This is a genomic window from Micromonospora sp. ALFpr18c (genome assembly GCF_008868155.1).
In the GTDB taxonomy this organism is placed as follows: Bacteria; Actinomycetota; Actinomycetes; order Mycobacteriales; family Micromonosporaceae; genus Micromonospora.
Genome location: NZ_WBKR01000037.1, coordinates 24575 through 35243, shown reverse-complemented (window position 1 = coordinate 35243; position 10669 = coordinate 24575). Strand labels below are relative to the sequence as shown.

The window sequence follows — 10669 nt, the reverse complement described above, 5'->3', positions numbered from 1 at the left end:
GGTCGGGGTGACGGTGCTGCAGTTCCTGCTCGCCCTCGGGCTGGCGCTGCTGCTCAACCAGCAGTTGCGGTTCCGGGGCGTGGCCCGGGTGCTGGCCGTCGTGCCGTGGGCGATGCCGCCGGTCGTGGTCGGCATCCTCTGGAAGCTCGTCTACCACCCCGACGCCGGCCTGATCAACGAGTTCTTCCACCGGGTCGGCGCCGACGGGCTGCGGACCAACTGGCTCGGCGACTTCAGCACCGCACTGCCCGCGGTGATCATCGTCGGGGTCTGGGCCGGCATGCCGCAGACCACCGTCGTCCTGCTCGCCGGCCTCCAGGGCGTGGGCCGCGAGCTGCACGAGGCGGCGGCGGTGGACGGGGCCAGCACGTGGCACCGGTTCCGGCACGTCACGCTGCCCGCCCTGGCCCCCGTGATCGTGGCGATCACCTCGCTGGACTTCATCTGGAACTTCAACTCGTTCGGTCTGGTCTACGTGCTCACCGCGGGTGGGCCGGGCGGCAAGACGATGCTGCCGATGCTCTTCGCCTACGAGGAGGCGTTCCGCTACGGCAACTACGGCTACGCGGCAGCGCTCGGCAACGTGATGGTCGTGATCATCATCGCGCTGCTCGCCGTCTATCTCCGTCGCCGGCTCAGGGAGGCGAACTGACATGTTCGGAAAACCGAGCCGCACGAGCCGGACGTTGCAGTACGTGGCTCTCGCCGGCTACCTGATCTTCCTCGGGTTCCCGCTGGTCTGGCTGCTCTCCACGGCGTTCAAACCACCGCGCGAGCTGGTCCGCCTGCACCCGACGCTGATCCCGGACAACCCGACCCTGCAGAACTTCGTCCAGGCGTTCACCGAGCAGGAGCTGGGCCGGGCGGCGCTCAACAGCCTCCAGGTCTCGCTCGCCTCGGCGGTGCTGACCGTGCTGGTCGCCATGCCGGCGTCGTACGCGCTGGCCCGGTTCCGTTCCAAGCTCGGCACCGCCGCGCTGGGCTGGGTGCTGCTGTCGCAGCTCTTCCCGTTCGTGCTGCTGATCATCCCGATCTTCCTGGTGCTGCGGCAGGTCGGCCTGGCCAACACGCACGCCGGGCTGGTGCTGATCTACGTGGTCTGGGCGCTGCCGTTCGCGCTGTGGATGCTGCAGGGCTTCGTCCGCAACATCCCCCGCGAGCTGGAGGAGGCCGCCTCGGTCGACGGCGCGACCCGGATACAGGTGCTGCGCAGGGTGGTCTTCCCGCTGCTCGCCCCGGGCCTGGTCGCCACCGCGCTGTTCTCCTTCATCTCGGCCTGGAACGAGTTCTTCTTCGCGCTCGTGCTGATCAAGACGCCGGAGCTGGCCACCCTGCCGGTGGCGCTGGCCCGGTTCGTCGGCATCGAGGGCACCGCCCGACTGGGCCCGCTGGCCGCCGGTTCCCTGCTGGCCACGCTGCCCAGCCTGATCTTCTTCGCGTTCATGCAACGCCGGCTCTCGTCCGGGTCGCTCGCCGGCGCGGTCAAGGGCTGAACCGTCCCCCACCACCACCACCAAGGAGGTAACCCCCATGCTCCGTACCCGATTGTGTCGACTCGCCGCGGCCACCGCGGTCGCGGTCGTCGGCCTCGGCGCGCTCGCCGCGTGCGGCAGCGGCGGCGACGACGAGGCCACATCCGGCCCGGTCAAGCTGCGCTTCCTCAGCCTCGCCTGGCAGAAGGAGTCGTTGCAGGTCAACAAGGACCTGGTCGCCAAGTGGAACGCCGAGCACCCCGACATCCAGGTCGAGTACGTCCAGGGTGACTGGAACTCGGTGCACGACCAGCTGCTCACCTCCTTCGAAGGTGGCGACGCGCCGGACATCGTGCACTACGAGGCGTCCTCGATCGGCGAGTTCAGCAAGCAGGGCTACCTGGCCGACCTCTCCGACCTGCTCTCCGACGACCTCAAGGGTCAGATCGACAAGGGCATCTGGGACACCGCGACCTTCGACGGCAAGGTCACCGGTGTGCCGTTCCTGCTGGAGTCGCAGGTCGTCATCGCCAACAAGAAGCTGCTCGACGCCGCCGGTGTCGCGGTGCCACCGGCCGACGGCGGCTGGACCTGGGACGAGTTCCAGGCCAACGCGCAGAAGCTCACCAAGCCCGGCCAGTACGGCGCGGCCTGGGCGCTGAAGTCGCCGACCAACCGGGTGCTGAACCTGGCGCTCAACTACGACGGCACGTTCTTCTACGGCGACGGCGGCAAGACCGAGGTCAAGGTCGGCGACGCGGAGAAGGAGATCCCGAAGCGGATCCACGACATGCTCTACACCGCCAAGTCGGCCTCCCCGGAGGCGCTCGGCATGAGCGGCGCGGACACCCTGCCCGGCTTCTTCGGCGGCAAGTACGCCATGCTGCCCGGCTCGGTGTCGCTGCGTCAGCAGATGGTCGAGCAGGCGCCGGCCGGCTTCGAATGGGTCACCCTGCCCCCGATCAAGGGCCTCTCCACCAAGCAGGCCGCCAACCCGCAGACGCTGTCGGTCTCCGCGGACAGCAAGCACAAGAAGCAGGCCGCGCAGTTCCTCGAGTACTTCCTGAACCCGAGCAACATGGCCGCGCTGGCCAAGGGTGACTGGCTGGTACCGACCGGCAAGCAGGCCAACGAGGAGCTGGTCAAGCTTACCGCCGGCAAGCAGGGCTGGGACGTCGCCGCGGACAGTGCCGCGGACCTGACCGTCGCCCCGTTCCAGCAGGCCGACGGCTACCCGGAGTGGAAGACCAAGTACGCCACCCCGGCCCTCCAGCAGTACTTCGCCAACAAGATCACCCTCGATCAGCTCGCCACGCAGCTGGTCGACGGTGGCAAGCAGGTTCTGAGGTAACGACATGTCACTCTTGCTCGACACATCGGTCGGTTGCCTGGTCGGCGCCGCGGTCGGAGACGCCCTGGGTGGCGCCACCGAGACGGCGCTGCCCGAGCAGATCCGCACGCGCTTCGGCGGCTGGGTCGAGGGCATCGTGCCCCCGTACCACGCCGACTGGGCCACCGCGCGTCCGCTCGCGCCGTACCACAAGGGCGACGGGCACATCACCGACGACACGTTGATGACCCACGCCCTGGTCCGCGCGTACGCGGCCAAACGGGACCACCTCGACGCGTACGACGTGGTGGAGCTGCTGGTCCCCGACCTGATCGAGCGGGTGGTGCACATCCCCGACATGGAGCGGGACGGGGTGACCTTCCACCGGCTCGCGGCCGCCGAGCGGTGGCTGGTCACCCGCCTGCACCACGCCCACGCGGACCCGCGTGAGGCCGGCGTCGGCAACATCGTCAACTGTGGTGCGGCCATGTACATGGCCCCGGTCGGCATCGTCAACGCGGGCGACCCGGCCGGGGCGTACGCCGAGGCGGTCGAGATCGCCGGGGCGCACCAGCACAGCTACGGGCGGGAAGCCGCCGCCGTCTTCGCGGCCTCGGTCGCGGCGGCGGCGACCCCCGGCGCGGGCGTCGAGGACGTCGTCGCGGCGGCGCTGGACCTGGCCCGCGACGGCACCCGCGCGGCGATCGACGCGGTGGTCAAGGAGGCCCACGGCCACCGCGACTGGAAGCAGGCCATCCCGGCGCTGCGCGCCGCGGTCGCCCCCTACGACACGGTGGGGGAGGAGTACCGCAGCCCCGGGCTCGGCGCGCGGCGACCCAGTCGCCTGCACGCCATCGAGGAGCTGCCGGTGGCCCTCGGCATGCTCGTGGTGGCCGGCGGCGACTTCCGGGCGGCGGTGCTCGGGTCGGTCAACTACGGCCGCGACGCCGACTCCACGGCGACCATGGCCGCGGCCATCGCCGGCGCGCTGGGCGGCGCGGACGCGGTGCCGGCGGAGTGGTCCGAGGTGGTCGCGACCGCCTCGAAGACCGACCTGGTGGAGCCGGCCCGGGTCCTCGCGGCGGTCGCCGGCGAGGTCTTCGAGCGTGACCAGGCCCGGTTCGCCCGGCGGGCGGAGCGGTTCGCCGGGCTGGCGGGGGAGTCGACCCGGTGAGGATCACCTGGGTGCAGCCGGAGGACCTGCTGCCGCACGAGTTGGCGGCCAGCAGGGACGAGGGGCGCGACGTCGCCGCGCTCGCCGAGCGGTGGACGGCGGCCGGTGGGGACCTGACCCCACCGGTCAGCGGGGCGTCGGCGACACCGGCGTCAGCGGACCTGCGGGCGCTCGCGACGGAGCTGCTGGACGCCGCCGACGCGTCGAGCGCCGTCGAGACCACCAACGAGCCGGACGACCTGGCCGCGCTGCGCGCCGGCTGGCCGGCGAGCTGGTCGCTGCCGACCGAGGTGACGTACGACCGGCTGCACGGCGCCTGGCTCGGCCGGGCGGCCGGCTGTCTGCTCGGCAAGCCGGTGGAGAAGATCCCCCGCGAGGGCATCCGGGAGATCCTCACCGGGACGGGCCGGTGGCCGCTGCGCGACTGGTTCACCGCGAAGGGCCTGCCGGACGACGTGGCGGCCCGCTGGCCGTGGAACCGGCGCAGCGCGCCGACCAGCCTCGCCGAGAACATCGACGGCATGCCCGAGGACGACGACCTGAACTACGCGCTGCTGGCCCTGCGGGTGCTGGAGACGCGCGGGCGGGGCTTCACCAGCGCCGACGTGGCGCAGGCGTGGCTGGACTGGCTGCCCGGCGGGCGGGTCTTCACCGCCGAGCGGGTGGCGTACCGCAACCTGCTGCTCGGGTACGCGCCACCGCACAGCGCCCGTCGGCACAACCCGTTCCGGGAGTGGATCGGCGCGCAGATCCGCACCGACGTGTACGGCTGGGTCAACCCCGGCCGGCCGGACCGGGCCGCCGAGCTGGCGTTGCGCGACGCCACCGTCAGCCACGTCCGGGGCGGGGTGCACGGTGCGCTCTGGGCCGCCGCGCTGGCCGCCGCCGCGCCGGTCGCGGACACCGTGGACGAGGTGTTGGACGCCGCCGAGGCGGTGCTGCCGCCGCGCAGCCGGTTCGCGGCAACGGTCCGCGAGGCGCGCGCCCTCGGCGCGGGGACCGACGACTGGGAGCGCGTGGTCGACGAGTTGTACGCCCGGCACGGCCACCTGCACTGGGTGCACGTACGCAACAACGCCGCGCTGGTGGCCGCCGCGCTGGCGTACGGGCGCGGTGACCTGGAGCGGTCCATCACGGCGGTGGTCAGCGGCGGTTGGGACACCGATTCGACCGGCGCGACGGTCGGCGCGGTGACCGGGGCGCTCACCGGCGCGTCCGGTCTGCCCGCGCGTTGGGTTTTCCCGCTGCGCAACCGGTTGGCGAGCAGCATCGCCGGCTTCGACGGGATCGGCTTCGACGACCTGGCGAAGCGGACTCTGGCCCTCACGGGGCCGGGAAGCGGCACGGAAGGGAGCGTGGCATGAGCGCGCGCGTGGCGGTGGTGGGCAGCAGCAATCTCGACCTGGTGGTCACGGCGTCGCGGCTGCCCAGCCCCGGCGAGACGGTGCTCGGTGAGAACTTCCGGACCGTGCCCGGCGGCAAGGGCGCCAACCAGGCCGTCGCCGCCGCGCGGGCCGGCGCGGCGTGCGACTTCGTCGGTGCGGTCGGCGACGACGAGTTCGGTACGCAGATGCGGGCGAGCCTCGTCGGCGCGGGCGTGGACGTTCGGGGTCTGCGGACCGTCGCCGGCCCGTCCGGCGTCGCGGTGATCGCCGTCGACCGGGACGCGGAGAACTTCATCGTGGTCGCGCCTGGCGCCAACAGCACGTTGACCGAACTGGACGCCGACGACCGGGCGACGATCGCGGCGGCCGACGTGCTGCTGCTGCAGTTGGAGGTGCCGCTGACCGCGGTGACCCGGGCGGCCGACTGGGCCCGGGCCGACGGCACCACCGTGGTGCTGAACGCCGCACCGGCCGCGGTGCTGCCCGCCGACCTGCTCGACCTGGTCGACGTGCTGGTCGTCAACGAACACGAGGCGGCGGTCGTGGCCGGGGTCGCCCCCGACGACCCGCCGGTGCTGCTCGACGCCCTGCTGAAGCTGGTGCCCCGGGTGGTGCTCACCCTCGGCGCCCGTGGTGCCGCGTACGCCGATCGGCACGGTCTGCGGATCGCGGTCCCGGCGCCGCGCATCGACGCGGTGGACACCACCGCCTCCGGTGACGCGTTCACCGGCGCGCTCGCTGTGGGCTGGGCCGAACGGGGCGGCGCCAACGACGAGGACGCCGTCACGGCGAGCCTGCGCTGGGCGTGTGCCGCCGGCGCGGCCTGCGCCCAGCGGCCCGGAGCATCCACCGCCCTGCCCGAGCGGCCGGCCATCGACGCCCTCTACGACGCGACCTACCGAGGTGCACCGTGAGCTTCAACCCGTACGTCCCGCGCCCGATCGACCGGCCGACCGAGGTGCCGTTGGGCGGGCACGCCGACCTGAGCACGCTGGACGAGGCGAAGATCTTCGCCGCGCCGGCCGACCCGGCGGACTGGCCGGCGTGGCGGGAGCAGATCGCCCGCTGGCGCGTCGAAGCCCGGGACCGGATCGGCTACACCGGTACCCACTACGACGAGATCGCCGGCGACTGCTTCAGCGTCTGCCTCGCCTGGCTCTGGGACGAGGCACTCTACGACCACGAGCGCGGCGTCTTCACCGTCGACGAGTTCCTCGACGCGGCCGGGCGGGACTTCGGTGGCTTCGACGGGGTGGTGCTCTGGCACGCGTACCCGGTGATCGGCCTCGACGACCGCAACCAGTTCGACTGGTACCGGGACGTGCCCGAGCTGCCCGAGGTGGTGCGCGCCTTCCAGGAGCGCGGGGTGCGGGTCTTCGTCGACTACAACCCGTGGGACACCGGCACGCGGCGCGAGCCGGGCACCGACGCCGAGGAGGTCGCGGCGCTGGCCGGCAAGCTCGGCGTCGACGGCGTCTTCCTGGACACCCTCAAGGAGGGCGCGGGCGAGCTGCGCGCCGCCCTGGACGCCGTCCGCCCCGGCCTGGTCCTGGAGGGCGAGAGCCGGGTTCCGTTGGCCCGCATCGCCGACCACGCGATGTCCTGGGCGCAGTGGTTCGCCGACTCCGAGGTGCCCGGCGTGCTGCGGGCGAAGTGGTTCGAGCGGCGGCACGTGCTGCACCACACCCGGCGCTGGCACCGCGACCACCTCGACGAGCTGCACTCGGCCTGGCTGAACGGCGTCGGCGTCCTCGTGTGGGAGAGCGTCTTCGGCGTCTGGGTCGGCTGGAACGACCGCGACCGCGCGGTGTTGCGGGCCATGCGCCGGGTGCAGGCCAGCCACGCGGCGTGGTTGCGCGCCGAGGACTGGGTTCCGCTTGCCGACCACCCCGGCGAGGGCCAGGTGTACGCGTCCCGCTGGACGCACGACGACTTGCCACTGTGGACGGTGGTGAACCGGGGCGCCGACCACGACGGGCCGTGGCTGGTCACCGACCCGAGCGCCGGCCGACGCTTCGTCGACCTGGTCACCGGTGCCGAGCTGACCGTCACCGAGACCGCCGACGGTCGACTGGCGGTCGGCGGGCCGCTGCCCGCCGGCGCGATCGCGGCCGTGGTGCCCGGCGCCGACGCCGAGCACCACCACGAGCCGCCGACCGGTGACCCGTCCTTCCCGGCCCGCGCCGCGGTGCGCGTCCGCACGCCGTGGGCGCCCCGAGGGGAGGTGCCGCCGGGCCTGGTCGCCGTCGAGGGCGGCCGGCGGGACCTGCTCGTCCGGCACCGGGTCCGGGAGACCGGGCTGTACGGCGAGGCGCCCTACGTCGACGAGTGGAAGCCGCTGCCGCCCCGGCTGCACCACACCGGCACGCTGCGGCGCAGCGTCCGGCTCGGCCGGTTCGCCATCGCCACCCACGAGGTCACCCACGGCGAGTACGCCGAGTTCCTGCGGGCCACCGGCTACCGACCGACGCGTCCCGAGCGGTTCACGGCGGGGCGCGGACCGGCCGACGCACCGGTGACCGGGGTGGAACTGGCCGACGCACGCGCGTACGCGGCGTGGGCCGGGCTGCGTCTGCCCACCGAGGACGAGTGGCAGGTTGCCGCCGAGGCGGGGCTGCTCGTGCGGCGGGAGCCGCTGGTGTGGAACCTGACCGAGAGCGAGCACTCCGACGGTCGTACCCGCTTCGTCATCCTCAAGGGCGGCGCCGACCACCGGGCGGAGGGCTCCGACTGGTACCTCGACGGTGGCCCGCAACCGGCCGACGTGTCGGTGAAGCTGCTGCTCACCGGCGCCGGGCTCACCCGCTCCGACCAGGTCGGCTTCCGCTGCGCGGCCGACCTGCCCGACGCGGCGGAGGTGACCCGGTGACCGCTCCCCTGGACGGGGTCAAGGTCATCGACCTGGCCACCCTCTTCGCCGGCCCGCTCGCGGCGGCGTTCCTCGGCGACTTCGGCGCCGACGTGATCAAGGTGGAGCATCCGGCCAAGCCGGACCCGTCGCGGGGGCATGGGCCGGCCCGCGACGGCGTCGGACTCTGGTGGAAGGTGCTCGGCCGCAACAAGCGGACCGTCACCCTCAACCTGTCCGACTCCGACGGTGCCGCGCTGCTGCGCCGGCTGCTCGCCGACGCCGACGTGCTGGTGGAGAACTTCCGCCCCGGCACCCTGGAACGGTGGGGGCTCGGCCCGGCCGAGCTGCACGCGGTCAACCCCCGGTTGGTGATCACCCGGATCAGCGGGTTCGGGCAGGTCGGCCCGTACGCCCGCCGGCCCGGCTTCGGCACCCTCGCCGAGGCGATGAGCGGCTTCGCGGCGGCCACCGGGGAACCGGACGGCCCGCCGACGCTGCCCCCGTTCGGGCTGGCCGACTCGGTGAGCGCGCTCGCCGCCGCGTACGCCGTGATGCTCGCCCTGCGGGCCCGGGACGTCACCGGCACCGGGCAGGTGGTCGACCTCGCCATCATCGAACCGATCATGGCGATGCTCGGACCGCAGATCACCTGGTACGACCAGCTCGGCTACATCCAGCCCCGGCTGGGCAACCGGTCCAACAACAACGCCCCGCGCAACACCTACCGGTGTGCCGACGGGCGTTGGGTGGCGGTGTCCACCAGCGCGCAGAGCATCGCCGAGCGGGTGCTGCGGCTGGTCGGTCGGGCCGAGCTGATCGACGAGCCGTGGTTCGCCACCGGCAGCGGCCGGGCCGCGCACGCCGTCGAGCTGGACGCGGCGGTCAGCGCCTGGGTGGCACAGCGGGACCGCGACGAGGTGGTGGCCGCGTTCGAGCAGGCGCAGGCCGCCGTCGGGCCCGTCTACGACGTACGGGACATCCTCGCCGACCCGCAGTACGCGGCACTGGGCACCGTCCGCACCGTGCCGGACGAGGAACTGGGCGAGGTACGGATGCAGAACGTGCCGTTCCGGCTCGCCGACACACCGGGGGAGATCCGGCACGCCGGCCGGCGGCACGGGCAGGACACCGACGCGGTGTTCGGCGCGTTCGGCCTGAGCGCCGACGAGTTGGCCGCGCTGCGCGAGCGGGGTGTGCTCTGATGCTGCTGAGCTGGCTCTACGTGCCGGGTGACCGTCCGGACCGGTTCGCCAAGGCGGTCGCCTCGGGCGCCGACGCGGTCATCCTCGACCTGGAGGACGCCGTGGTCGCCGGACGCAAGGCGTACGCGCGGGCCGCCGTCGCCGAGTTCCTCGCCGAGACGCATCCGGTGCCCGTGCAGGTCCGGGTCAACGAACTTACCGGCCCGGACGTCGACGCCGACCTCGCGGCGGTCGCCGGCCGGCCCGGGTTGGCCGGGTTGCGGTTGCCCAAGGTCGAGTCGGCCGCGACGGTGGCCGCGCTCGCCGAGCGGGTCGACGCGCCCCTGCACCTGCTGATCGAGTCGGCGCTCGGGCTGGAGTCCGCGTACCCCATCGCCGCTGCCCATCCCACGGTGGCCTCGATCGGGCTCGGTGAGGCCGACCTGCGCTCGGACCTCGGGGTGAGCGACGACGACGGCCTGCTCTGGGCGCGCGGCCGCGTGGTGGTCGCGGCCCGCGCGGCCGGTCTGACCCCGCCGGCGATGGCGGTGTACGCCGACGTCGTCGATGTCGCCGGCCTGGCCGCCTCCTGCGCGGTGGGCCGGCGGCTGGGCTTTCTCGGTCGAGCGGCGATCCACCCGCGTCAGCTTCCGGTGATCGTCGAGGCGTTCCGGCCGGCCGACCGGGAAGTGGCGCGTGCCGAGGAGTTGCTGGCCGCGGTGGCCGAGGCGCAGCTGCGGGACTCGGGGACCGTGGTCCTGCCCGACGGCCGATTCGCCGATCGGGCGATGGTGGCCGCCGCACGGCGCACCGTCGACCTGGCCGCCCGCTACGCCGTCTGAGCGTCGCCGGCCCGCTGATCCTGGTGGTCGATCGCCGGCCGTGCTGCCGCCGTCGCTGACCAGTGCGGTGGTGGCCGGGCGGATGCAGTCCTGGACGCGCCGGGCCATCTCCTCGATCGGCCAGGCGTGAAGAGGTCACCGTGGATGGTGTAGCCGGGCCCGGACGCCAGCCGGAACCGCGACGGGTCACCGTTGACCGGGTACCGCAGTACCTGCCGCAACTTCGGCACGTGTACCGGGTGCGTGCTCGGGCAGGCCTGGTTCACCGGGTACGCCAGGTGACTCTTGTGATCCGGGGAGTCCAGGTCCGGACCGTTGGCAGTTGGTGGAAATGACGGGCGACGGGCCGGACCTCTGCCCCGGGCGAGCCGGATCCGGTACCGACGGCGGACGCGCAGGTGGGCAGCCCGACACGTCGGACTGCCCACCTGCGC

The 10669-nt window shown here is 73.3% G+C and carries 10 protein-coding genes; 9 read left to right on the top strand and 1 reads right to left on the bottom strand.

Annotated features, from left to right (window positions below):
- The 9 genes from F8271_RS09950 to F8271_RS09910 form a co-directional block, all read left to right on the top strand.
- Positions 1-652: carbohydrate ABC transporter permease (locus F8271_RS09950; protein ID WP_151489408.1), on the top strand; the 652-nt coding region annotated here is incomplete at its 5' end.
- Between the two features lies 1 nt (position 653).
- The gene (locus tag F8271_RS09945; protein ID WP_151489407.1) at positions 654-1493 is read left to right on the top strand and encodes a carbohydrate ABC transporter permease; all 840 of its coding nucleotides are present in this window, start codon (positions 654-656) and stop codon (positions 1491-1493) included.
- 37 nt (positions 1494-1530) lie between these two features.
- Positions 1531-2823 (top strand): ABC transporter substrate-binding protein, encoded by a 1293-nt coding sequence (locus tag F8271_RS09940; RefSeq protein ID WP_151489406.1) that lies wholly within the window; start codon positions 1531-1533, stop codon positions 2821-2823.
- Between the two features lie 4 nt (positions 2824-2827).
- Positions 2828-3976 carry an ADP-ribosylglycohydrolase family protein gene (locus tag F8271_RS09935; RefSeq protein WP_151489405.1) on the top strand — a complete coding sequence of 383 codons (1149 nt, stop codon included), beginning with the start codon at positions 2828-2830 and terminating at the stop codon, positions 3974-3976.
- A complete protein-coding gene (locus F8271_RS09930) occupies positions 3973-5340 on the top strand; it encodes an ADP-ribosylglycohydrolase family protein (protein WP_151489404.1) in 1368 nt (455 codons plus the stop codon). Before F8271_RS09935 ends, F8271_RS09930 begins: the two co-directional genes overlap by 4 nt.
- Positions 5337-6275: a ribokinase gene (locus F8271_RS09925; RefSeq protein ID WP_151489403.1), complete on the top strand. Its 939-nt coding sequence runs from the start codon at positions 5337-5339 to the stop codon at positions 6273-6275. Before F8271_RS09930 ends, F8271_RS09925 begins: the two co-directional genes overlap by 4 nt.
- Positions 6272-8230 (top strand): SUMF1/EgtB/PvdO family nonheme iron enzyme, encoded by a 1959-nt coding sequence (locus F8271_RS09920; RefSeq protein WP_192580219.1) that lies wholly within the window; start codon positions 6272-6274, stop codon positions 8228-8230. The genes F8271_RS09925 and F8271_RS09920 overlap by 4 nt, the downstream gene beginning before the upstream one ends.
- Positions 8227-9414: a CaiB/BaiF CoA-transferase family protein gene (locus F8271_RS09915; protein WP_151489402.1), complete on the top strand. Its 1188-nt coding sequence runs from the start codon at positions 8227-8229 to the stop codon at positions 9412-9414. The genes F8271_RS09920 and F8271_RS09915 overlap by 4 nt, the downstream gene beginning before the upstream one ends.
- Entirely contained in the window at positions 9414-10235 is an 822-nt protein-coding gene (locus tag F8271_RS09910) for a CoA ester lyase (RefSeq protein ID WP_151489401.1), read from the top strand. The genes F8271_RS09915 and F8271_RS09910 overlap by 1 nt, the downstream gene beginning before the upstream one ends.
- On the opposite strand, the gene F8271_RS34135 is transcribed toward F8271_RS09910, so the two are convergent.
- The gene (locus tag F8271_RS34135) at positions 10223-10663 is read right to left on the bottom strand and encodes a DUF1996 domain-containing protein (RefSeq protein ID WP_225854353.1); all 441 of its coding nucleotides are present in this window, start codon (positions 10661-10663) and stop codon (positions 10223-10225) included. The two genes, F8271_RS09910 and F8271_RS34135, sit on opposite strands and share 13 nt — an antisense overlap.
- Positions 10664-10669 lie beyond the last annotated feature (6 nt).